The sequence below is a fragment of the Candidatus Methylomirabilota bacterium genome (assembly GCA_035936835.1).
GTDB lineage: Bacteria > Methylomirabilota > Methylomirabilia > Rokubacteriales > CSP1-6 > AR37.
Genome location: DASYVT010000199.1, coordinates 44,557 through 65,869 on the forward strand (window position 1 = coordinate 44,557; position 21,313 = coordinate 65,869).

Annotated in this window: 23 protein-coding genes; 11 read left to right on the forward strand and 12 right to left on the reverse strand. The window is 68.0% G+C overall.

The window, feature by feature from the left end:
* From VGV06_18065 to VGV06_18075, 3 genes are read left to right on the forward strand one after another with little or no spacing between them, the layout of a single operon-like run.
* A complete protein-coding gene (locus VGV06_18065) occupies nucleotides 1-1,242 on the forward strand; it encodes an acyl-CoA dehydrogenase family protein (GenBank protein HEV2057051.1) in 1,242 nt (413 codons plus the stop codon).
* Nucleotides 1,243-1,262: 20 nt separating this feature from the next.
* Nucleotides 1,263-2,435, forward strand: a complete 1,173-nt coding sequence (gene chrA, locus VGV06_18070) for a chromate efflux transporter (protein ID HEV2057052.1) — start codon at nucleotides 1,263-1,265, stop codon at nucleotides 2,433-2,435.
* 13 nt (nucleotides 2,436-2,448) lie between these two features.
* Entirely contained in the window at nucleotides 2,449-3,225 is a 777-nt protein-coding gene (locus VGV06_18075) for an SDR family NAD(P)-dependent oxidoreductase (GenBank protein ID HEV2057053.1), read from the forward strand.
* Here the strand turns inward: VGV06_18075 and VGV06_18080 are convergent.
* The 3 genes from VGV06_18080 to VGV06_18090 are packed head-to-tail and all read right to left on the reverse strand — an operon-like array spanning nucleotide 3,222 to nucleotide 6,753.
* Nucleotides 3,222-4,418 (reverse strand): aminotransferase class V-fold PLP-dependent enzyme, encoded by a 1,197-nt coding sequence (locus VGV06_18080; protein ID HEV2057054.1) that lies wholly within the window; start codon nucleotides 4,416-4,418, stop codon nucleotides 3,222-3,224. The genes VGV06_18075 and VGV06_18080 overlap by 4 nt on opposite strands.
* Nucleotides 4,415-5,578 (reverse strand): LLM class flavin-dependent oxidoreductase, encoded by a 1,164-nt coding sequence (locus VGV06_18085; protein HEV2057055.1) that lies wholly within the window; start codon nucleotides 5,576-5,578, stop codon nucleotides 4,415-4,417. Before VGV06_18085 ends, VGV06_18080 begins: the two co-directional genes overlap by 4 nt.
* Before the next feature lie 23 nt (nucleotides 5,579-5,601).
* Nucleotides 5,602-6,753 (reverse strand): mandelate racemase/muconate lactonizing enzyme family protein, encoded by a 1,152-nt coding sequence (locus VGV06_18090; GenBank protein ID HEV2057056.1) that lies wholly within the window; start codon nucleotides 6,751-6,753, stop codon nucleotides 5,602-5,604.
* 84 nt (nucleotides 6,754-6,837) lie between these two features.
* Between VGV06_18090 and VGV06_18095 the strand changes: the two genes are divergently transcribed.
* The 4 genes from VGV06_18095 (at nucleotide 6,838) to VGV06_18110 (ending at nucleotide 11,701) form a co-directional block, all read left to right on the forward strand.
* Entirely contained in the window at nucleotides 6,838-8,067 is a 1,230-nt protein-coding gene (locus VGV06_18095; GenBank protein ID HEV2057057.1) for a CoA transferase, read from the forward strand.
* A gap of 130 nt (nucleotides 8,068-8,197) precedes the next feature.
* The gene (locus VGV06_18100) at nucleotides 8,198-9,412 is read left to right on the forward strand and encodes an MFS transporter (GenBank protein ID HEV2057058.1); all 1,215 of its coding nucleotides are present in this window, start codon (nucleotides 8,198-8,200) and stop codon (nucleotides 9,410-9,412) included.
* 1 nt (nucleotide 9,413) lies between these two features.
* On the forward strand, nucleotides 9,414-10,883 hold the full coding sequence (locus VGV06_18105) for an amidohydrolase family protein (GenBank protein HEV2057059.1): 1,470 nt from the start codon (nucleotides 9,414-9,416) through the stop codon (nucleotides 10,881-10,883).
* An 11-nt stretch (nucleotides 10,884-10,894) separates the two neighbouring features.
* Nucleotides 10,895-11,701: an alpha/beta hydrolase gene (locus VGV06_18110; GenBank protein HEV2057060.1), complete on the forward strand. Its 807-nt coding sequence runs from the start codon at nucleotides 10,895-10,897 to the stop codon at nucleotides 11,699-11,701.
* Nucleotides 11,702-11,734: 33 nt separating this feature from the next.
* Here VGV06_18110 and VGV06_18115 read toward each other — a convergent pair whose 3' ends face one another.
* The 4 genes from VGV06_18115 to VGV06_18130 are packed head-to-tail and all read right to left on the reverse strand — an operon-like array spanning nucleotide 11,735 to nucleotide 15,616.
* A complete protein-coding gene (locus VGV06_18115) occupies nucleotides 11,735-12,769 on the reverse strand; it encodes an AI-2E family transporter (GenBank protein HEV2057061.1) in 1,035 nt (344 codons plus the stop codon).
* Nucleotides 12,766-14,064 carry a TRAP transporter large permease gene (locus VGV06_18120; GenBank protein ID HEV2057062.1) on the reverse strand — a complete coding sequence of 433 codons (1,299 nt, stop codon included), beginning with the start codon at nucleotides 14,062-14,064 and terminating at the stop codon, nucleotides 12,766-12,768. The genes VGV06_18115 and VGV06_18120 overlap by 4 nt, the downstream gene beginning before the upstream one ends.
* A gap of 30 nt (nucleotides 14,065-14,094) precedes the next feature.
* Complete coding sequence (locus VGV06_18125) at nucleotides 14,095-14,568, reverse strand: TRAP transporter small permease (protein HEV2057063.1); 474 nt, start codon at nucleotides 14,566-14,568, stop codon at nucleotides 14,095-14,097.
* A 19-nt stretch (nucleotides 14,569-14,587) separates the two neighbouring features.
* On the reverse strand, nucleotides 14,588-15,616 hold the full coding sequence (locus VGV06_18130; protein HEV2057064.1) for a TRAP transporter substrate-binding protein: 1,029 nt from the start codon (nucleotides 15,614-15,616) through the stop codon (nucleotides 14,588-14,590).
* Nucleotides 15,617-15,736: 120 nt separating this feature from the next.
* Between VGV06_18130 and VGV06_18135 the strand changes: the two genes are divergently transcribed.
* The 3 genes from VGV06_18135 to VGV06_18145 are packed head-to-tail and all read left to right on the forward strand — an operon-like array spanning nucleotide 15,737 to nucleotide 17,574.
* Nucleotides 15,737-16,168, forward strand: coding sequence for a VOC family protein (locus tag VGV06_18135; GenBank protein ID HEV2057065.1), 432 nt, complete (start codon nucleotides 15,737-15,739; stop codon nucleotides 16,166-16,168).
* A gap of 27 nt (nucleotides 16,169-16,195) precedes the next feature.
* Nucleotides 16,196-17,260 carry a hypothetical protein gene (locus VGV06_18140; protein HEV2057066.1) on the forward strand — a complete coding sequence of 355 codons (1,065 nt, stop codon included), beginning with the start codon at nucleotides 16,196-16,198 and terminating at the stop codon, nucleotides 17,258-17,260.
* A 23-nt stretch (nucleotides 17,261-17,283) separates the two neighbouring features.
* The gene (locus tag VGV06_18145; GenBank protein HEV2057067.1) at nucleotides 17,284-17,574 is read left to right on the forward strand and encodes a hypothetical protein; all 291 of its coding nucleotides are present in this window, start codon (nucleotides 17,284-17,286) and stop codon (nucleotides 17,572-17,574) included.
* Between the two features lie 16 nt (nucleotides 17,575-17,590).
* On the opposite strand, the gene VGV06_18150 is transcribed toward VGV06_18145, so the two are convergent.
* The 5 genes from VGV06_18150 to VGV06_18170 form a co-directional block, all read right to left on the reverse strand.
* On the reverse strand, nucleotides 17,591-18,145 hold the full coding sequence (locus VGV06_18150; protein ID HEV2057068.1) for a peroxiredoxin: 555 nt from the start codon (nucleotides 18,143-18,145) through the stop codon (nucleotides 17,591-17,593).
* 42 nt (nucleotides 18,146-18,187) lie between these two features.
* Complete coding sequence (locus VGV06_18155) at nucleotides 18,188-18,412, reverse strand: type II toxin-antitoxin system HicA family toxin (GenBank protein HEV2057069.1); 225 nt, start codon at nucleotides 18,410-18,412, stop codon at nucleotides 18,188-18,190.
* A 48-nt stretch (nucleotides 18,413-18,460) separates the two neighbouring features.
* Nucleotides 18,461-19,012 carry a hypothetical protein gene (locus VGV06_18160; protein ID HEV2057070.1) on the reverse strand — a complete coding sequence of 184 codons (552 nt, stop codon included), beginning with the start codon at nucleotides 19,010-19,012 and terminating at the stop codon, nucleotides 18,461-18,463.
* A 45-nt stretch (nucleotides 19,013-19,057) separates the two neighbouring features.
* Complete coding sequence (locus VGV06_18165) at nucleotides 19,058-19,732, reverse strand: SOS response-associated peptidase (GenBank protein ID HEV2057071.1); 675 nt, start codon at nucleotides 19,730-19,732, stop codon at nucleotides 19,058-19,060.
* A gap of 84 nt (nucleotides 19,733-19,816) precedes the next feature.
* The gene (locus VGV06_18170) at nucleotides 19,817-20,875 is read right to left on the reverse strand and encodes a linear amide C-N hydrolase (GenBank protein ID HEV2057072.1); all 1,059 of its coding nucleotides are present in this window, start codon (nucleotides 20,873-20,875) and stop codon (nucleotides 19,817-19,819) included.
* A 101-nt stretch (nucleotides 20,876-20,976) separates the two neighbouring features.
* Between VGV06_18170 and VGV06_18175 the strand changes: the two genes are divergently transcribed.
* A complete protein-coding gene (locus VGV06_18175) occupies nucleotides 20,977-21,183 on the forward strand; it encodes a hypothetical protein (GenBank protein HEV2057073.1) in 207 nt (68 codons plus the stop codon).
* Nucleotides 21,184-21,313: the final 130 nt, after the last annotated feature.

Sequence of the window (21,313 nt, forward strand, 5' to 3'; positions counted from 1 at the left end):
GTGGATTTCGACGACACGCGAGAAGAAGCCGCCTTCCGCGCCGAGGCCCGCCAGTGGCTCGGAGCGAACGCAGAAATCAAGGGCGGCGCCTTCGAGACCTGGCAGAGTCGCTACTCCGGCCGCGATGGCTTCGACGGCCTGGAGCGCGCCAAGGCCTTCCAGCACAAGAAGGCCGAGGCCGGCTTCGCCGCGCTCCACTGGCCGGTCGAGTCGGGCGGGCGCGCCCTGCCCCCGGTCTACCAGGTAATCTACTCGCAGGAGGAGTCGCGCTATCTCGTGCCGCGCGGCTACTTCGAGATCGGGCTCGGCATGTGCATGCCGACGCTGTTCACGTACGGCACCGACGCGCAGAAGCGGCGCTACGCGCCGGCCGCCCTGTTCGGCGACGAGGTGTGGTGCCAGCTCTTCTCCGAGCCGGGCGCCGGCTCCGACCTGGCCGGCCTGCGCACGCGCGCCCAGCGCGAGGGCGACGAGTGGGTGATCAACGGGCAGAAGATCTGGACGTCGGGCGGGCACTGGGCGGACTGGGCCATCCTGGTGGCCCGCAGCGATCCCAAGGCGGCCAAGCACAAGGGCCTCACCTTCTTCTTCCTGTCCATGAAGTCGCCGGGGATCGAGACCCGGCGCATCAAGCAGATCTCGGGGGCGTCCCACTTCAACGAGGTCTACCTCACCGACGTGCGCATCCCGGACAGCCAGCGGCTCGGGGCCGTGGGCGCGGGCTGGGGCGTGGCCATCACCACGCTCATGAACGAGCGCCTCGCCTCCGGCGATCTCCGCGGCCCCGACTTCGAGGAGATCTTCGGCCTGGCCCGATCGGTCTCGCTCGAAGACGGCCCCGCCATCGCCAACGCGGCCGTCCGCGAGCGGCTGGCCGATTTCTATGTGAAGACCCAGGGCGTCCGCCTTACGCGCTTCCGCACCATGACCGCGCTCTCGCGCGGCGAGACACCGGGCCCGGAGAACTCCATCGGCAAGCTTGTCAACGCGCCCAAGGCGCAGGAGATCGCCTCCTTCGCCATGGACCTGCTCGACATGGGCGGCGTGATCATGGACAAGGACACGGCGCCGCTGCGCGCCGCCTTTCAGGAATCGCTGCTCAACTCGCCGGGCGGCCGCATCGCGGCGGGCACCGACGAGATCCTGCGCAACATCATCGCCGAGCGCGTGCTCGGCCTGCCTCAGGATATGCGCGTGGACCGCGACCTGCCCTTCGACCAGCTCCCGACCGGCCCGCGCTGACTGCCGGCCAGGAGGCCCGCATGCGACGCGAGCGATGGAGTGAGGTCGTCGCCGTCTTCCTGAAGCTCGGGGCGATGAGCTACGGCGGCCCTGCCATCATGGGCGTGATGCAGCAGGAGATCCAGACGCGACGCAACTGGGTCTCACGCGAGCGCTTCGTCGAGGGGCTCGCCCTGGTGAACATGCTCCCGGGCCCACTGGCCGCGCAGCTCAGCATCTTCCTGGGTTACAGCCGTCTGGGATGGCTCGGCGGTGTTCTCGGCGGCGTCTGCTTCATCCTGCCCGCGTTCTTCATCATGCTCGGACTGACGATGATCTACTCACGGTTTGGAGCGATTCCTGCGATGCGCGGCGTGTTCTACGGTTTGAGTCCAGTGGTCATCGGCATCTTCGCGGTTGCAACCTATCGGCTCGGGAAATCGGCGATCAAGGACGTGAAGCAAATCGTGATCGCCATCGTCAGCGCCGCGGTCGTGGCGCTCACGCCCTTCGGGCTCGTGCCGACGATGGTGCTCGCCGGGGCCGTCGGCGTGGCACTCTACGCTTCCAGAGTCTGGGGCACCGCCGCTGCCGTCGCTGTCGCGCTTCTCTTCACGGTGCGGTTCTGGGGCGGCCCGTGGCTTCCCGCGATGTCGTGGCTCTCCGTGGACGCGTCAGCCGGCGCAACGGCGCCGACATTATGGAACCTGGGCGTGTTCTTCCTGAAGGTCGGCGCGTTCACCTTCGGCGGTGGGCTGGCGATTCTCGCGTTCGTCCAGGACCAGGTGGTCAATCAGCTGCATTGGTTGTCGCCGCGCGAATTTCTCGACGGCCTGGCGCTCGGACAGCTCACGCCGGGCCCGATCGTCATGCTGGCGGCGTTCGTCGGCTATCGGGTCGCGGGCGTGTGGGGCGCGGCCGTGAGCGGTGCGGCGATCTTTCTTCCGTCATTCCTGTTGATTCTCTCGACCGTGCCCGTGCTGGATCGCGTGAAACGCATCCGGTGGATGAGCGCGGCGCTGAAGGGGATCAGCCCCGCCGTCATTGGCATGATCACCGCCGCGCTGCTCGCCATGTTGCCACACGCGGTGCTGGACCTGACGACGGTGGTCCTCACGCTCGCGACCGTCGTGGCCATCGTCGCGTGGCGCGTGAGTCCGCTGCCTGCGATGGCGGCCGGCGGAGCGATCGGCGCCGTGCTGAAAGCGCGGTAAACAGGAGACAGCCATGGAGCTCAAGGGACAGGTCGCCATCGTCACCGGCGCGGGGCGCGGCATCGGCCGCGCGACCGCACTCGAGCTTGCGCGTCAGGGCGCCGATGTCGTCATCGCCGAGCTGGACCAGGCGAGCGCCAAGCGCACGGCCGAGGAGGTGGGCGCGCTCGGGCGGCGCGCCGTCGTGGCGCCGACCGACGTCACCTCGCGCGTCGACCTGCGCGCCATGGTGGACCGCGCCCGCGCCGAGCTCGGGCGCATCGACATCCTCGTCAACAACGCCGGCATCTATCGCGCCGCCGCGTCCCTCGACGTCACCGAAGAGCACTGGGACGCGATCATGACCATCAACGCCAAGGCGGTGTTCTTCGCCAGCCAGGCCGTGCTGCCGACGATGATCGCGCAGAAGAGCGGCAGCATCGTCAGCCTGGCGTCCATGGCGGGCAAGATCGGCAGCAAGACCAACCTTCCCTACAATGCCAGCAAGGCCGCCGTCGTCAGCATGACCAAGAGCCTGGCCCTCGCCCACGCGGCAGACGGCATCCGGGTGAACTGCGTCTGCCCCGGCTTCGTCGAGACCGACATGTGGACGATGGTGTCGCGGGACCAGGGCAAGCTCCTGGGCATGACGGCGGAAGAGTTCACCCGCCAGCGCGCCGCGCAGGTGCCGCTGGGGCGCATGGAGAAGCCGGAAGACGTGGCGCACGTGGTCGCCTTCCTCGCGGGGCCGCGGTCGGGTTACATGACCGGCCAGGCCCTCAGCGTCGACGGCGGCCTCGTGATGCACTAAGCGCCGGCAGCCAGCTCCCTGCCGAGGGCGTCGGCCAGCCGGATGTACTGATCGGGCGTGTTGTAGAGCTGAGCGGAGATTCTGAGAAGACGCCGGGGCGCGGCGGGCCAGCGCATGATCGGCACCTCGATGCCCCAGCCGTCGAAGAGCCGCCCCTGGATCGGATCGCGGACCCGCCATCCGGTCTCCATCGTCGGACTGTCGGGCATGACCACGCTGGCAAGCGAGCCGAGCATCTGGTCGGGACACGGTGGTGGCGTGCCGGCGGCGGCGCAGAGAAGCCGGCGCGCCTCGAGCGCAAGCGCGCGGTTGCGCGCCATCAAGGCGGGCCACCCGCCCGGGACCAGCCCGCCAAGGTATTCGATCGCCTTCGGCACCGTCAGCCACGCCGTGGGATCCTGGGTGCCCGTCCAGTCGAACTCGAGGCGGAAGCGCGAGCGCCCCGGCCGCACGGCCGTCGCGCCGTGGCTGATCGTCAGCGGGTGGATGTCGGCCTGGCGGTCACGACGCACCCAGAGAAACGCCGAGCCCTTCGGCGCGCAGAGCCACTTGTGACAGTTGGCGCTGTAGTAGGTCGCCCCCAGCGCGCGGAGGTCGAGCGGGATCATTCCGGGCGCATGCGCGCCGTCCACCAGCGTCTCGACGCCGCGGCGCGCGAGCTCGGCGACGAGCCGCTCGATGGGCAGGATCAGCCCGGTGGGGCTCGTGATGTGGTCGAGGAGCGCCAGGCGCGTGCGCGGCGTCACCTTCGCCAGGACGGCGTCCACGACCGCATCAGGAGAGGCGACGGGGAACGGGACGACGGCGACGTTGACCCGCGCGCCGGACCGGCCGGCGACGTAGTCCAGCGTGTTCCGGCAGGCGGCATAGGCGTGGTCCGTCGTGAGCAGCTCGTCGCCGGACGAGAGCGTGAGCGACCGGAGCACGGCGTTGACGCCGGACGTCGCATTGGTGATGAAGGCGAAATCGTCTGGATCGGCGCCGACGAAGGTGGCAAGCGCCTCGCGCGCGGTGTCGAGGCGCCCGTCCAGCTCGCGCCCCAGGAAGCGCACCGGCTCGGCCTCCATCTCGGCGCGGAGCGCAGCCTGGTGGCGGAGGACCTCGGTCGGGCACGCGCCGAACGAGCCGTGATTCAGGAACGCGACGCCGCGATCGAGCGGCCAGAGGGCCGCCAACTCCCCGGGGCTCGTCACACCGCGTGGGCCGTGAACTTCGGCAGCACGTCCTTGCCGAGCCTGGCGATCTGTTCCAGCATCGCGTCCTTGGGCATGCCCATGCTGTTGCTCAGGTGCACATACTCGAGGCCGGGAAACTTCTCCTCGAGCGATCGCAGGTAGGCGATCAGCTCCTCGGGCGGGCCGGCGAACCAGGCGCCGACCTTCATGTAGTCCTCGACGGTCGGGACGCCGGCGGCGCTCCAGCCGCCGCGGCGCGTGGACGCCTCGAGCTGCGCCGGCGTGATCCCCGGCACGAAGCCCAGCGGGCCGAACATCTTGACGTGCTCCTCGTACCACGGCGTGATCTCGCGGACGGCCCGCTCGCGCGAATCCGCCAGGTGGTAGAAGATGCCGAGGCTCAGGCCTTCTCCCAAGGTGTAGTTGAGCCCGGCGCGCTCGGCGGCCTCCTGATAAGCATAGATCGACTTCTCCGCCATCGTCGCCGCGCCGCCGCCGATCAGCCCCTTGATGCGGTGCTTCATCATGAAGTCGAGGCCGCGGGCGCCGGCGCTCACGACCGGCTGCCAGCATTCGACCGGCTGGCGAAGCGGCCGCGGGACGAGGGTGATCTCCTTCAGCTCGTAGCCGCGATACGGCACGGCGGGCGGCAGGGTGTAGTGCTTGCCCTGATGCGAGAAGGACTCCGAGCGAAACGCCTTCATGACAATGTCCACCTGCTCCTCGAAGAGATCGCGGTTGGCCTCGGCGTCGAGCATCGGCGCGCCGAACGTCTCGACCTCGCGCGTGTGGTACCCGCGGCCCACGCCAAAGACGGTGCGCCCACCCGTAAGGACGTCCGCGGTGGCGAAGTCTTCCGCCAGCCTGAGCGGGTGCCACATGGGAGCGATGTTGAACCCGCAGCCGATGCGCAGGTACCTAGTCAGATGCGCCAGGTGGACGGCAACCATCATGATGTTGGGAATGCACTCGTAGCCCTCGTGCTGGAAATGATGCTCGGCCAGCCAAAGGGTGTGGTACCCGTGCTCGTCCATGCAGCGCGCGATGGCCTCGGCCTTCTCGAAGACGGAGACGAGGTGCTCGTTCGGATAGCGACGCTCGTTGGCGGGCGTGGCCAGCTGGCCCATGTCGCCGAGATCGATGTGGCCCGCGTAGACGTTCGAAAACTTGGTGATCATCTCGGTGTCCTCTCTCCTCGCCCCTATGGCCCTTCGTCGGCCACAGAGGGCAGCGACCGCGGCGGAAACCGGCGGCCCGGGAAGCGCGCGAGCGCCGCTTCGTCCAACTCGATGCCGAGACCGGGGTCCTGGGGGACGGTGATGTAGCCGTCGCGCACCGCGAAACCTGGGCGCGCGATCTCGCGCCCCCGGGCCTCGAAGTTCACGAAGTACTCGGTGATGAGAAAGTTCGGGATGGCGGCCGAGACCTGGAGCGTCGCGGCGAGCCCCACCGTGGTGCTGTTGTAGTTGTGGGGCGCGACCGTCACGAACGAGGGCTCGGCCATCTGGGCGATCGCGCGGAGCTCCAGGATGCCGCCGCAGTTGCAGACATCGGGATTGATGATGTCCGCGGCGCGCAGCTCGAAGACGCGGCGGAACTCCGCGCGCGTGTACAGCTCTTCTCCGGTCACGACGGGAATGCGGATCTGCCGGCGGCACTCGGCCAGCGATTCCAAATTTGTTGAGGAGACGGGCTCCTCGTACCAGAACGGCCGGAAGGGCTCCATGGCGCGGGCGACGCGGATTGCGTGCATGGGCGCCAGCCGGCGGTGCACCTCGATCAGGAGATCCACCTCAGGCCCGACGGCCTCGCGCACGGCGGCCACCGTGGCCACGGCCTGCTCTTCGGTCTCGCGCGAGACGTGCGTGCGCCAGGGACCTGGAAACGGGTCGAACTTGAGCGCGGTGAACCCGCGGCCGACCGTCTCGCGCGCCCGCGCCGCGTAGTCGGCGGGCGACTTGCCGTGGCCGTACCAGCCGTTGGCGTACACGCGGATGCGCTCGCGGCACGGCCCGCCCAGCAGCGCGTGCACCGGGACACCATGGCGCTTGCCGGCGATGTCCCACAGCGCCTGCTCGAGCCCGCTGACCGCGCTCCAGAAATCCATCGCCCCGCGCTTGGCCGCGAAGTCGTTGTACGCCATGTGGACGAAGTGCGTGATGTGCGAGGCGTCGCGTCCGACCAGGTAACGGGCGAGCGCTTCGACATGGGCGACGATGCTCGCGTCACGATCCGCCTGGGTGTAGCACTCGCCCCATCCGTGCAGACCCGCCTCCGTCTCGACCTTGACGAAGAGCAGGTTTTTGCCGCCGCCGAGGTCGGTCAGAAACGGCATAACTCCTGTGACACGCATGACCGGGACTCTACCAGAATCTGGCAGCCGTGATACGATTCGGCGCGATTCGAGATTCCGCACTTGAAGAGGAGAGGGGCATCCATGAACGAGGGGGCGCAGGCGGGGAGCGAGGGCGCGCTGGCGGGCATCCGCATTTTGGACCTGACGCAATTCGAGGCCGGCACGTCGTGCACGCAGCTCCTGGGCTGGCTCGGCGCCGACATCATCAAGATCGAGCCCATCGGCGGCGAGCAGTCGCGCCGGAACCGCCAGGAGGTGCCTGGGCTCGACGCGATGTTCTTCCTGCTCTTCAACGCCAACAAGCGCAGCGTCACGATCGACCTCAAGCATCCTGACGGCCGCGCGCTCTTTCTCTCGATGGCAGAGCGCGCGGACGTGGTCGTCGAGAACTTCGCGCCCGGCCTGATGGAGCGGCTGGGGCTCGGCTGGGACGCGCTGTGCGCCGTCAACCCGCGGATCATCTTCGCGCGGTTGAAGGGCTTCGGGCTCTCGGGGCCGTACCACGAATACAAGAGCTTCGACATGATCGCCCAGGCGACAGGCGGCGTGATGAGCGTCACCGGCTTCGCGGATCGCGAGCCCGTGCTCTGCGGCGCCAATATCGGCGACAGCGGGGCCGGCGTGCACATGGCGGCCGGCATCATGGCCGCGCATATCGAGCGGACGCGGACCGGCAAGGGCCAGGTCGTCGAGGTGTCGATGCAGGAGGCGGTGGCCAACCTGATGCGCCAGCGCTACGTCGCCCACTACCGCGACGGCAGGCCGACCGGGCGCCGGGGAAACAACGCGCCGCCGGGCGCCGTCCCGGACGGCCTCTACGCGTGCGCGCCAGGGGGACCGAACGACTACGTGTACATCTACGTGCAGCCGATGAACCAGGGCATGTGGTCCGACTTTGCCCGCGCCATCGGCCGCGAGGATCTCCTCAGCGACCCCCGCTGCGTGGACGCGCCGACGCGCTGGCAGCACGTCGACGCGCTCAATGAGATCGCGCGGGCGTGGACGGGCGCGCGCTCGAAGCAGGAGGTGATGGCCACGCTCGCCAAGGCCGGCGTGCCGTGCGGCGCCGTCCTGGACACGGCCGAGGTGCTGGACGACCCGCACCTGAACGCCCGCGACGCCATCGTGACGATCGACCATCCCACCCGGGGGCGGTTCCGTGTCCCCGGCTGTCCGATACGGCTGTCAGCCTCGGAGCCAGTGACCACACCCCCGCCGCTCGCCGGACAGCACACCGACGAAGTGCTGGGAGAGGTACTCGGTCTGTCGCCGGCCGGCGTGGCTGACCTGAGGACGCGCGGCGTCGTCTGAGTCGGCGCCCGCCTCGCTCTCCCCTCACCCTACCCTCTCCCCTCAGGGGAGAGGGATTCGATGGTGTATCATCCGCCAGATGAGCACGCTGACAACGACGTCAGTTCACGCATCCGTCCGCGGCAAATTGATGGCCACGCTGTTCGTGGCGCAGGTCTGCGGGAGCACCGGGCAGTCGATCGGGATGGCGGTCGGCAGCATCGTGGCGGCCAGCATCACCGGGACGAATACCTGGTCGGGCCTGCCGATCGCCGTCGGCGCGCTCGGAACAGCCCTCGCGAGCTGGCCGCTGGCCCGCCTGATGGCCCGTTCGGGGCGCCGGCCGGGTCTGGCGCTGGGCTATGGCCTCGCCGTCATCGGTTCTCTCCTCGCCATGATGGGCGTGGGCGTCGGCAGTTTCTGGCTGCTGCTCGGCGGGATGGCGCTCTTCGGGATCGCGAGCACCTCCAACCTCCTCGCCCGGTACGCCGCCGCCGACGTCACGTCGCCCGCGCAGCGCGGCCGGGCGATGGGGCTGATCGTGTGGGGCTCGACGATCGGCTCGATCATCGGGCCGAACCTGATGGCCCCGGCCCTGCGCCTCGGCGCGCTTCTCGGGGTCTCGTCGGTCGCGAGCGCGTTCCTCATCGCCGTGGGCAGTTACGCGCTCGCGTCGCTCCTGATCGAGGTGTTCCTGCGGCCCGATCCGCTGGCGATCGCGCGCCACAGCCAGGAGATCGCCGACGCGGGCCGTCCCGCCGGCCCGGCCCGCCGGCTGGGCGCGATCCTCGGAGATGTGCGCGTGCAGATCGCGCTGGCGACGCTCTCGATCAGCCAGTTCGTGATGATCAGCACGACCTCCACGTCACCCCTCTACCTCCACGACCAGGGGCATCACGTGCAGACGATCGGGCTGGCCGTGTCCTTTCACCTGGCCGGCATGTATGTCACGTCGCCGCTGTCGGGCTGGCTGTGCGACCGCTTCGGACGGCTGCTGATGATCGGCGCCGGCGCCGTGATCCTGATCGTCGCCGTCCTGCTGGCGGGACTCGCCCCGGGTACCGACCGCGTCCTGGTCATCCTCGCGCTCTTCCTGAACGGCGTGGGCTGGAATCTCGCGTTCGTGGCCGGGAGCGCGCTGCTGACCGACGCGCTGACGCCGGCGGAGCGGCCGTCGATCCAGGGCTTCGCCGACCTCTTCATGGGCTTGATGGGCGCCCTCGGATCCGCCGCCGGCGGGATGATCCTCGGCGTGTGGGGCTTCGCCATTCTCAACGCGGTGGGCGGCGCGCTGGCGCTCGGCCCGCTCGCGGTCACGCTGTTCCGCCGCCCGGCCCTCTACCCGCTCGCCACGAGGGAAAGCTGACATGACAAACCAGAATCCCCACGCGTTCCGCATCCGCCCGGGCATGCGTCGCGGGCTTCGCTCCGAGATTCCCCTCCCCACCCGGCTCGTCTCCAACGAAGAGTTCCCGCCCCTGCCGCAGACGGCCGCACAGCGGGCGGTCGAGGACAGAATCCTCGCCGAGGCGGGGCGCCTGGCGCCGCGGCTCGGGTTGAGTCGGCGCGATTTCTTGCGACAAAGCGGCGGCATCGCGACATCACTCCTGGCCATGAACGCGGTCTTCGGCCGGTTCTTCGACGTGCTGCCGGTCGAGGCGGCCGATCCGGGCGCGTTCAAGGAGCGCACGGGCGATCCCTTCTTCATCCTCGACGTGCAGCTCCACTACGTAGGCGCCGGGTACGACCCCGGCAATGCGGAGGCGGGAAGGAAGGGCGCAGTCACGAAGCAGGCGCTCCTCGGGCTGCGCCGGCAGTCGCGGCGCTTGAACCCGAAGCTCGCGTCCGACCACGGCACGCTCGCCGATCTCTCGTGGGAGAATCTCGTCAAGGAAGTGTTCCTGGACAGCGAGACGGCGATCGGCCTCATCTCGACCCCGCCCGGACCCTATCCCGAGGAGGCGGTGGTGCCGCCGAAGGAGATGACGCATATCCGCGACGAGATCAATCGCGTGACGCAGTCGCGCCGCATGCTGGCCCACGGCCTCATCACTCCCCAGCTCGGCCAGGCCGATCTCGACTTCATGGACCAGCAGGCCTCCACGCTCAAAGTGGACGCGTGGAAGGGATATACCGGAGCCGCTCCCAAGGGTTTCGATCGTGGGTGGTTCGTCGACGACGAGAAGATCGCCTACCCCATGCTCGAGCGGGCGCGCAAGCTCGGCGTGCGGCGCGTGTGTCTGCACAAGGGCCTGCCGCTCGGGCCCGTCGCGGACTACAACCACCCGCGCGACCTGATCAAGGCGGCCAGGGATTTCCCCGACATCGACTTCATCGCATACCATGCCGGGCTGCTCGGCGTGTTCTCGACGAATCAGTCCGCCGAAGTGCCGTGGACCAGCGAGTTCTGCCGGATGAAGCAGAAGGAGCCGGGCCTCAAGAACATCTACATGGAGCTGGGATCGACATTCGGGCAGCTCGCCACGACCAATCCCACCGCCTGCGCCCATCTGCTGGGCCAGGTCATCGCCGCTTTCGGCGCCGATCACGTGCTGTGGGGCACGGACTCCATCTGGTACGGCACGCCGCAGTGGCAGATCGAGGCATTCCGGCGCTTCGACATCCCCGACGCGCTGGTGGAGAAGCACGGGTATGCCCCGCTCACTCGCCCGGTCAAAGAACAGATCTTCGGGCTCAACGCGGCCCGTCTCTTCAACGTCGACCTGAACGCCAAACGCAACGACATCCCGAAGGACTACCTGAGTCGGATGAAGATGAGCTATCTCGAGGAGGGGCCCGACCCGAGCCACCGCTGGTATGGATGGGTCACGGGATGACGAGTTCGGGATTGAGTGGGAAGCTCGATAGGCCGGGTGGCGCCCTCCACTACGAGATCATCGACGTGACGGCGCCGTGGGCGGCCGACGCGCCGCTGATCGTGTTCCATCACGGCGTCGGCGCCACCGCGGATATCTGGGCCGAGTGGCTGCCGGCTCTCGTGGATCGCTACCGCATCGCGCGGTTCGACACGCTGGGCTTCGGCCGCTCCGCCGTGCCCGGGCCGGGCTTCGCCTGGTCGCTCGACGGGCTCGCCGACGACGTGCTGGCCGTCGCGCGGACGGCCGGCGCCGACCGTTTCCACCTGGTGGGAGAATCGCTGGGCGGCACAGTCGCGCTCCATCTCGCCAGCCGACATCCAGAGGTCGTGCGGAGCGTCACCGTCTCGAATGCCTCGCATCGTGGAGGCTCGATACAGCGCGCTCGGGAATGGCGCGCGTTCATCGGTGCGCGGGGCATGATCGCGTGGGGCGAGATGATGACGCCGCTCCGACTCGACCGCGCGCATGTGCCCGAGGCGAAGTACCGCTGGTTCGAGCGCGCGCAGGCGGAGGCATCGGCCGACAGCGTCCTCGACCTGGCCGATCTGCTCATCGGCACCGATCTCACGGCCGAGCTCGGCGCCATCCGCGCTCCCGCGCTGCTCCTGGCGCCCGACCAGAGCCCGTTCGTGCCCCTCGCGGTCATGGAAGACATGCACGCGCGCATACCAGGATCGGAGCTCCAGGTCTTCCCCGGCGCCCGGCACGGCCTCCCCTGCTCGCATGGAGAGGCGTGCGGGCGCGCTCTGCGGGCCTTCCTCGACCGCCGCGGCTAGCGGATGGCGACCGGGGCGACGGACACTTCGTAATCAGGGCGTGGTGGCACGCCGGGCCCCTTCCTCGCGGGCGTAGAGACGCAGGACGGCAACGGCGAGCCCCATGATCACCGGCCCCACGATCAAACCCGAAAGCCCCAGGACTTCCAGGCCGCCGAAGAGCGCGACGAAGGTCAGCAAGGCCGGCATGGCCGCGTCGCCTACCAGGCGAGGCCGGATCACATAGTCGCTGAACCCCACGACGATCAGCGCGCCCCAGACCAGCTCGACGATGGCCTTGGCCGGATGCCCACTCGCGAAGAGATAGAGCCCGGCGGGGATCCAGACCAGGAGCGTGCCGACGGCGGGCACCAGCGAGGCGAGCGCCGTCGCGACGCCGAAGAAGATCGCCTGTGGCACGCCGGTCATCCAGAAGCCGATGGTGGCGAGCACGCCCTGTGCGAGCCCGGTCAGCACCGTCCCGGACAGGGTCATGTGTCCCACACGCCGGAACTCGTCGAGCAGCATCCGCGTGTACTCGGGGCGAAGCGGCGAAACGACGACGAGCGCCGAGACCATGCGCGGCCAGTACCGCAAGACCACGTGCATGGCCAGCAGCGCGAAGAAGAGACCGAGGAGAGCAATGAAGGTGCCCGACGCGAGGGAGCCCGCTATGCCGGCCGATCGTGACGCGACCTCGCCGGCGCCGGCCTCCAGACGCGCTGTCAGGCTCGCGGCGGAGATGCCGAAGCGCTCGAGCCACCCTGTCACCACATCCACCCACACTGTCAGCGCTCCGCCGGGGCGCAGCTCCTCGCGGACGGTATTCGCGAGCCCCACCGCCCGCGTGACGAAGAGCGACACGAAGCCCGCCAGGGCGCCCACGATGACCACCGCCGAGGCCATCACGGTCGTGAGCGATGCGACGAAGGGGCGCCCGGTGCGCCGCACGAGATACGCGTAGATTGGCTGGAGCGTGAATGCCATCAGCACTCCGAGCAGCAGCCCCGTGACGAATGGGAGCACGAGCCAGGTGAGGGCCACCAGGGCCCCGACCGCGAGCCATCCGAGCGCCTGCCGCTCGTTCACCGCATCATGCTCGGCAGCCAGAGCGAGATCCAGGGAAACGCGACCAAAATCGCGAGACGCAGCACGTCGGCCCACATGAAGGGCAGCACGCCGCTGAAGACGGTCCCGGTGCTCACCTCGGGCAGGAGCGTCTTGAGCACGAACATGTTCATCCCGACCGGCGGGCTGATCAGGCCGATCTCGACCACGCACACGATGATGATGCCGAACCAGATGGGGTCGAACCCCAGCTGGACGATCACCGGGAAGAACACCGGGATCGTAAGCAGGATCATCGACAGCTCCTCCATCGCCGTGCCGAGCACCACATAGACCACGCAGATCGCCGCCACCACCATCGTCGGGCTCAGATTGAAGCGCGTCACCCACCCCTTGAGGTCCGCCGGCATGGTCGTGATATTGACGAACTCCGCGAAGATCAGCGCGCCGATCAGGATCACGAACAGCATGGACGTCGTGCGGGCGCACTCGAGGAGCGAGGCGTAGAGCGTCCGCCAGGTGAGCGCGCGTCGCCACAGGGCGAACACCATGGCCCCGAAGGCGCCCATGGCCGCGCCCTCGGTGGCGGTGAAGAAGCCCACGTAGATGCCGCCCATCACGAAGATGAACAGCACCGCCACCGCCCACACGTCCTTGAGCGCGAGCAGGCGCTCGTGCCATGTCGAGTGTTCGCCCGGCGGGCCCGAGGCCGGATCGCGCCAGGTCATGTATTGGACGGCGCCGCAGAGCAGGAAGGCGCCGAGAATGCCGGGCAGGATCCCGGCCGCGAACAGCTTGCCGATATTCGTCTCGGTGAAGACACCGTAGATCACCATAATGGTGGACGGCGGGATCATGATGCCGAGCGTGCCGCCGCCGGCGACAACGCCCGCCGCGAGCCGGTCCGAGTAGCCGAAGCGCTTCATGGACGGGTACGCCACCTTCGCGAAGGTCGCCGCGGTGGCGATCGAGGAGCCGCAGATCCCGCCGAAGCCGGCGGACGCCCACACGGTCGCCATGGCCAGCCCCCCGCGCAGATGGCCGATGAAGGTGTACGCGGCGCGGAACAGCTCCTGCGACATGCCCGCGCGCGTGACGAAGTTGCCCATCAGGATGAAGAGCGGCACCACCGACAGCGTGTAGTTGCGCCCCGTCTCGTAGATCTTGGTCTGCACCATGGCGGAGGCCACGAGCCAGTTCCAGTCGCGCATGTAGGCGTAGCCGATGATGCCGACGATGCCCATGCAGTACGCGATGGGGATGCGCAGGAAGGCGAGCGCCATCATCGCGGTGAGGCCGACGAGGCCCTCGATCATCGGCGGACTTCACTCATCGACGGACTCCCCTTATCGACGCTCAAGCACTTTGTAGAGGTGGATCAGGCCCGCCAGCCCGATCGAGACCGCCATGAAGTAGACGAAGGGGCCGTAGACGATGCGCAGGACGTCGGTGGCGTCACGGTAGGCCCAGATCCGGTCGGCCTTGATCCAGACCTGCCAGGCGAGCAGGAACATGATCGCCGCGCATACCCCCTGCACGAGGCCCTCGAGCGCTCGCTGCGCGCGCGAGGGGAGCAGGCGGTCGATGAAATCCATGAGGGCGTGCTCGTCGGTGAACGACACGAGGGGCAGGCCGGCGAAGATCAGCACCAGCAGCATCAGCTCGGTCACTTCGAAGGCGCCCCGGACCGGGCGGCTGAAGATGTACCGCGCCACCACGTCCACGAAGGTGAGGAGCATCATGGCGAGGAGAATGACGGAAGCGACGACGCCGAGAAGCGCCTCGACGCGCCGCTCCCATTTCGCCGCGGGAGCGGTCACTGGTTAGCCGCGGGAGCGGTCACTGGCCGGCGGCGACCTTCTTCAGCTCCGCGCGGAACTCGGCGAGGATCTTGGCGGCCTCCACGCCCTTGGCACTGGCCTTCTTGATCCAGTCGTCGACGATGGGGGCGGAGCGCTTCTGCACCTCGGCGACGAACGCCGGGTTGGCGTTGACGATCTTGACGCCGGACTTCTTCAGCGCCTCCAGGCCCTTCTTGTCGGCGTCGTCCCACGACGCCCCCGCGAGGCGCGCGATGTGCTCGCCGGAGAGCTTCTCGATCGCGGCCTGGTCCTCCTTCGACAGCTTGTTCCACTTCTCCTCGTTCATGAAGAACCCGAACGACGAGCTGTACATCCCGCCAGGGAACAGCGTCGCCTGCTCGAGGACGGTGTCGAGCTTGAAGGACACGATCGACTCGAGCGGGAAGAACACGCCGTCGGCGACACCCGACTGCAACAGCTCGTAGGACTCGGGCGCGGGCTTCACGAAGGCGGATGTGCCGAGCGCCTTCGCCACTGCCTCGGCGATGCCGCCGCCGGTGCGGATCTTCAAGCCCTGGATGTCGTTGATGCCCGAGACCGGGCGCTTGGTGAACATCTGGCCCGGGCCGTGCGTGAACACGCCCAGAAGCTTCACGCCCTTGTACTCGTCGACCTTGGCGAAGTACTTCCAGTAGATGCGCGAGTAGGCGACCGAGTTGACGAGCGCGGTCTCGCCGGCGCCCGGCAGCTCCGCCAGGAGCGGCAGGATGTGCCGCGCCGGCGTGTAGCTCGCAGTGACGTACGAGAGGTCCACGAGGCCGTCCCTGACCGCGTCGAAGGTGCCGGGCGGCGCCGACGGGTGCTTGGGCAGCATCGTGAACTTGACGCGGCCGTTGGTGGCCTTCTCGACCTCGGTCGCCCAGCCCTGCAGCACGACGCTCGTCAGGTGGTGCTGGGGCGACACCCAGGAGGACATCGTGAGCGTGGTCTGGGCGAGCGCGGGCTGGGCGGCGGCGATGACGCCGACGGCCAGAGCGGCGAGTACGATTCTCCCGACGTTGGGCATGTGCTCCTCCTCTGTACGGGTGGGACGATGGCCTGGCGGCGGGTAGTCTATCGTATGCGCGGCGGCCCCGGACGGGCTAAAATAGGCTACCCATCGAACCTGCGAACAACGGAGGACGTCATGGCGAAGATCAAGCACATCGCGCTGTCGACCCAGGACCCGGAGAAGACCGCGCGCTTCTACACCGACGTGTTCGGCATGAAGCAGATCGGGCGGGTCGATCATCCGGCCGTGAGCGGCTACTTTCTCACCGACGGCGACCTCAACCTGGCCGTCCTCAAGTTCAAGAACGATGCGGTGGCGGGAGTCGAGCGAGGCAAGGACTTCTACGGTATCCACCACATCGGCTTCAAGGTGGACAGCCTGGAGGCGATCGCCGAACGGCTGGCCGCCGCCGGCTCCGAGCGCCGCGACGACGTCAACGAAGCGCTCGGCGTCGGGCAGAGCAGTCAGCGCCACGCCAACGTCGAGGTGAAGTACAGCGGCCCGGACGGGGTCATGCTCGACGTCTCTGAGACGGGCTGGGTCGGCTCCTCGGACTTCCGGCCATAGCCAGCCGCGAACATAGGAGACCACACCATGACCAATCCATCGGCGGCTTCGCACGTCTACGTCGGCGCGGCGCGGTCCAGCTCAAAGACGCTCGGGGGGATCTTCCGGCGCGCGGACGGCGACGACCGCTGGACGCAGCTGACCAAGGGCCTGCCCGAGGTAACCCAGGTCCAGGCGATCACCATCCACCCGACGAACCCGGACGTCGTCTATCTCGGCACCCGGAGCGGCCCCTACCGGAGCACGGACCGCGGGGAGCATTGGGAGCGGCTCGGCTTCCCCGATGACGGCGCCGAAGTCTGGTCCATCCTCGTGCATCCGACCAATCCCCGCATCCTGTACGCCGGCACCTCGCCCGTCGGCGTGTACCGGAGCGACGACGGTGGGGACACCTGGCGGCGGCTTCCGAAGGCCGCGCAGCCCGAGCGCGTCAAGATGAAGTCGTTCGTCTGCCGCGTGATGCGCCTCGTGGCGGATCCCGCCCGGCCCGAGGAGCTGTACGCGGCGCTCGAAGTCGGCGGCGTCATGCGGAGCCTCGACGCCGGCGAGACGTGGGATGACTGCAGCTCGGACCTGCTCAAGCTCGCCGAGCTGCCGCATCTCAAGAGCACGATCGACAGCGACAGCCACCTGGAAGGCATGCTCGACGGCCACGCGGTGTGCGTGAGCGCCGCGCGGCCCGGCACCGTGTTCCTGGCGGTCCGCATGGGCCTGTTCCAGAGCGCCGACCGCGGCGCGAGCTGGCAGAACATGGACATCGGCCGCTTCTCGCCGCTCACGTACAGCCGTGACATCCTGGTGTCGCCGCACGATCCGCGCGACCTGTACGCCTGCCTGAGCCCCGCGGCGCGAAGCGTGGACGGGTCGCTCTACCGCAGCCGTGACGTCGGCGAGACCTGGACGCGCTTCGACCACGGCGTCAAGGCCGGGAGCACCATGATGGCGGTGGCGCTGCACAGGGCCGATCCCAACCAGGTCTACTGCGTCAGCCGCGGCGGGCAGGTCTTCGGCACCCAGGACGGCGGCCGTACGTGGTCCGAGCAGCACCTGCCCGACGGCGTCCAGGACGTCTTCACGGTCGCCTGCGGTTGACCGTCAAGGGAAAGGAGGCTTCCATGCCCGCGCTCAGATCCGTTGCCTACGTGCTGCTCGCCGGGCTCCTCGCAGGGTGCTCGCTCTACGGTACCGACTATCGCCTCTGGCACAAGGCAAACGCATCGAACATGGAGATGAAGAGCGCCCTGTCCGCGTGCGGCCCGGAGTCGCGTGTGGGATCAGTCGAGGGCAACACCGACCCGCGCACGTACTTCGAAGGGCCGGTGACGCCGGAGCAAACCAGCGCGAATCGCCTCTTTCAACGCTGCATGGTAAGCCGAGGGTGGTGGGCGCTCCAGCCTCCACTCTGAGAGGAGCCTCTACGCGTTAGGCCCCGAAATCCTTTAGCGCCTTGAGGACCTCGTCCGCGCTCAGCAGATCGAGCGAGTTGTCCATGACCTTCACGAATCTGACCGTGCCGGTCTTGTCGATGATGAAGAACGCCCGCTTCGCGTATCGGTAGACCGGGCTGTCCTCCTTCGTCACCATCGCGCCGTACGCGGGGAGCATCTGGCGCCGGAAATCCGACAGGAGCAGCTGCCTGCTGCCGTTCTCCTTCCGCCACGCGTTGAGAGCGAGGAAGTGATCCGTGCTGACGCCCACGACCTGGGCGCCCGCGGCTTCGAACTGCGGCAGGGCCGCCTCGAAGCCGTTCAGTTCCTTCGTTCAGGTGGGGGTAAACGCCGCGATGAATGTGTAGAGGACCACGGGCCCTTTGGCCGTCAGGTCGGAGAGCTTGATCGGCTTGCCCTCAGGCCCCATGAGCGCGAAGTCGGGCGCCTTCTCTCCAACCTCGAGCGCTCCGGCCGCGCCCGCAACGACCAAGGCGAGCAGCGCGCCGGCAAGAACACCCAAGATCAGTGACCGTTTCGTGGGCATCATCGTGTCCTCCCGCTGGGAGTATAGCGCACGGCCGCGGGAAGTTCACGCATCGCCCCACTCACGCCGGACTTTGGCGCGGTCGAAGCCGATGGACTCCAGCGAGCGTAGGATCATGCCGAGGTGCTTCTTGCTGAGGTCCTTGGAGCCGTGACCCGGCACCGTCACCTTGCACGTGCCGAGCACGAACTGCTTATGGCTTGTCTTGCCCGCAGGAACCTGCGCGAAGTTGTTGCGGATGAGCCACTTCTCCAAGTCCATTCGGGTCATCGCGTCATCTGCTCTGGAACCTGTTGCTCCAACCGGTCAGGGCGCCGGTCAGTCCTCGCCCCCGTCGTCCTGCCACGGATCCCCTGACAAGGGCACCGGAAAGCCATAGTCGTAGCGCGCGGTTCGAGGCGTTGTAGCTGCCAGCGACCCTACCGCTATTGGATGATCCCGCGGCCCAAAGACGAACGGCTCACGCATCGGCCGGCGCGTGAGCGCACCCCCCGGCCGGCCGACGGCTCGGGGTTGCGCCGCCTGTAACGCGCCAACCTGCGCGGCCTTGCGAATCGGCACGCCCTCGAGGAAGACACCAACCGCCGGGTCCGCGTACACGCCGAAGGCGTCCACCAGTGTTCCTCGAACGCCGCTGTGGCTTTCGATCGCGTAGACGATTGCCATGTCGTCCGGATCCGAAACACCCTCGAATCGATGGTAGGCTCGGATCACCAGCTCGGCCGCGTTGAATGTCTTCCCGCTATCGAGCGCCAGAAGTTTGCCGGCCTTCATTTGGAAGTGCTCGCGGAAGCCCGAACGCGCCAGATCGTCGACCGCGCTCGCCAGTGTCATGTATCCCGTCTGCGCCATGATCAGCCTCGCCTTCATCTGTAATCATACGCCCGGTATCGAGTGGCGGAGGCCGGCTGATCATCAGCTGACCGGCTGCACGAGGCGCGGCCCTTCGTTCCCGGGCGATGACACGAGCGTCGATACCGGGTACCCCTCCATGAGCGAAGCGGGCAGCGGGCGGAGGCACGGCAGCACCGTGGCCGGGTCGGTTACGCGCGCGTCGGTCCAGCGGACCTCGTCGTCCCGCTCGAGGATCACCGGCATCCGGTTGTGAATCGCGGCCACGAGGTCGTTGGGCGTGGTCGTGATGATGGTGCACGTCGCCGGCGCGGCGGCCTGGGCGTCCGCGGGAGTGCAGAGCCCGGCGAACGCGAACACGCCCCCACCCTTGAGCCGCAGATAGTATGGCTGCTTGCGCCTCTGGCCGGGCACAGCCTTCCACTCGTAGAAGCCGTCGGCCGGCACGAGACAGCGGTGGTGCTTCACGGCAGCCTGGAACATGCGGCTCGTGGCGATGGTCTCCGCCTTCGCGTTGATGGGGGCGAGCTTGCTGGTCTGCATCCAGACGGGATGGAAGCCCCACGTGGCCATGACGAGCTGGCGGCCGCCATTGTGGGCGACCACGATCTGCACCGACTGTGACGGGGCGACGTTGTAGCGCGGCGTTAGGTCTTCGAGGTCGGTGTCCTCGACGGTAATGCCGAACCGGAGGGCCAGCTCGTCGAACGCCGCGGTCTGAGTGTAGCGGCCACACATGGCACGTATTCTACTCGCCCGGCAGCTCGGCGGCCGTCTCTGCTAGACTCGCGGCCAGCCTGAATCATCAAGCGGCGGCGGCGCTCAGTTCGGCGCGGCGCACGATGATGTCGTCCCGGGATGTGCGGCAAACGCATCTCTCGCTGCGGCCGGTACCTCCCGCAGGAACGGCGTCTTCGTGAAGGCCGACTCGACCAGGGCTCGATTGGCGGCCACGCTGTAATCGACGAAAGCCGCGCCCACGTCACCCGCGCCCCCGGCGGTCACGTCGAGCATCTTGACCGGCGTGCCGCAGGAGAAGTCGAAGCCGGCCAAGGCGAAACGCCGGATCGCCCGATTGCCATCGGTTCTGAAATGGACCTCGCCGGCGCTGAGGTTGTAGACGATGCTCCACCGCGTGAAGTACGGCTGCGCGACCGCGGCCAAGATCTCGAAGCCGCGGGCAATCGGGTCTACGTTGCCTCCGCCCGCCAGCATGGCGGCGCGCACAAACCGATCGAGCGAAGACGCGGTCGGGGGCACCTCGCCTTTGCTCTTGGCTCTTTCGAAGGTGGCGACCGAGTCGGCGTAGGTCGAGTTGGCCAGCGCCCGGACCGGCATGGCCGCGCCACGATGGACGACGAGCTTACCGTCGAGGAACTCGATCGCCGCCGCGTCGCCGGTAGCATCCGTGACCAGATAGTGGATGGTCGCTGCCCGGCTCATCGGCCGCACGGTCTCGGCGTTGGCCAGGACCTCCGCCACACTGGCGTGACGGTCGAGGTTGTACTGGGTCCACTCGAGGACGCCGATCACCGGGCGAGTGTCGGCGGGAGGGTACTTGGTCTCGTCGAGCCACATCTGGGAGACCATCAGACCTTTCTCGTTGACTCCCGTCGTCGGGTTGTCGCGGCCGAACTGATTGAAGGTAACACTGCCGTACGTGGCAACCCAGGTTGCGCCCTGAGTCCGGAGCGCGCTGATCTTCCTCGTGCCGCGCTTGTTGACCAGGACGAGCCCTTCGGGTGGATACCAATCATAGTTGTACGCGACGACGGCCTTCTCCTTTTCGAGGAGACAGACGGTGGTGCAGGACAGCGCAGGCGTGGCGACCAGCGCGGCGAGGCCGAGGCCCAAGAGTATGCAGACGTGGCGCCTGATCATGTTCTCCGTACCTCCTCTACTGGGGTCGGTGGTAAAGATCCGCCTACGCGATCATGTTGTCAACGACAATAGGACGAACAATCCCTTCAGGAGGCTCGACGATGAGGGACGCGTGGTTCGCCGGCGCTGGCATCGTCTTTGGTTGGCTGATGAGCAAGGCCTGGAGCGACCCGGGATGCCAGATAGGAATGGTCATCTTCCTGGTCACGACCGCTGTTCTGACGCTTGCATTTGCCTTGGCCGTCGTCGGTCACGGGAGAGGGCCGCGTGGCCCGGGCGGCGACGAGGATGATGATAAAGACCAATAGCTTACAATCAGCGCCGTGGACACCCCAGCGCGAGACTTCCGCCGGTTCGACGAGGACGACGACTCCGCCTTCTACTCGTTCCCGCGGCGGGTCGTCCACATCGACGACGGCGCCATTGCAGCTCTCACGC

Bases quoted from the DNA above. Each gene is read 5' to 3' on its own strand.
- chrA (HEV2057052.1), top strand. From the start codon at position 1,263: ATGCGACGCGAGCGATGGAGTGAGGTCGTCGCCGTCTTCCTGAAGCTC.
- VGV06_18075 (HEV2057053.1), top strand. From the start codon at position 2,449: ATGGAGCTCAAGGGACAGGTCGCCATCGTCACCGGCGCGGGGCGCGGC.
- VGV06_18085 (HEV2057055.1), bottom strand. From the start codon at position 5,578: ATGATCACCAAGTTTTCGAACGTCTACGCGGGCCACATCGATCTCGGC.
- VGV06_18090 (HEV2057056.1), bottom strand. From the start codon at position 6,753: ATGCGTGTCACAGGAGTTATGCCGTTTCTGACCGACCTCGGCGGCGGC.
- VGV06_18095 (HEV2057057.1), top strand. From the start codon at position 6,838: ATGAACGAGGGGGCGCAGGCGGGGAGCGAGGGCGCGCTGGCGGGCATC.
- VGV06_18100 (HEV2057058.1), top strand. From the start codon at position 8,198: ATGGCCACGCTGTTCGTGGCGCAGGTCTGCGGGAGCACCGGGCAGTCG.
- VGV06_18105 (HEV2057059.1), top strand. From the start codon at position 9,414: ATGACAAACCAGAATCCCCACGCGTTCCGCATCCGCCCGGGCATGCGT.
- VGV06_18120 (HEV2057062.1), bottom strand. From the start codon at position 14,064: ATGATCGAGGGCCTCGTCGGCCTCACCGCGATGATGGCGCTCGCCTTC.
- VGV06_18130 (HEV2057064.1), bottom strand. From the start codon at position 15,616: ATGCCCAACGTCGGGAGAATCGTACTCGCCGCTCTGGCCGTCGGCGTC.
- VGV06_18135 (HEV2057065.1), top strand. From the start codon at position 15,737: ATGGCGAAGATCAAGCACATCGCGCTGTCGACCCAGGACCCGGAGAAG.
- VGV06_18140 (HEV2057066.1), top strand. From the start codon at position 16,196: ATGACCAATCCATCGGCGGCTTCGCACGTCTACGTCGGCGCGGCGCGG.
- VGV06_18145 (HEV2057067.1), top strand. From the start codon at position 17,284: ATGCCCGCGCTCAGATCCGTTGCCTACGTGCTGCTCGCCGGGCTCCTC.
- VGV06_18155 (HEV2057069.1), bottom strand. From the start codon at position 18,412: ATGACCCGAATGGACTTGGAGAAGTGGCTCATCCGCAACAACTTCGCG.
- VGV06_18160 (HEV2057070.1), bottom strand. From the start codon at position 19,012: ATGAAGGCGAGGCTGATCATGGCGCAGACGGGATACATGACACTGGCG.
- VGV06_18165 (HEV2057071.1), bottom strand. From the start codon at position 19,732: ATGTGTGGCCGCTACACTCAGACCGCGGCGTTCGACGAGCTGGCCCTC.
- VGV06_18170 (HEV2057072.1), bottom strand. From the start codon at position 20,875: ATGATCAGGCGCCACGTCTGCATACTCTTGGGCCTCGGCCTCGCCGCG.
- VGV06_18175 (HEV2057073.1), top strand. From the start codon at position 20,977: ATGAGGGACGCGTGGTTCGCCGGCGCTGGCATCGTCTTTGGTTGGCTG.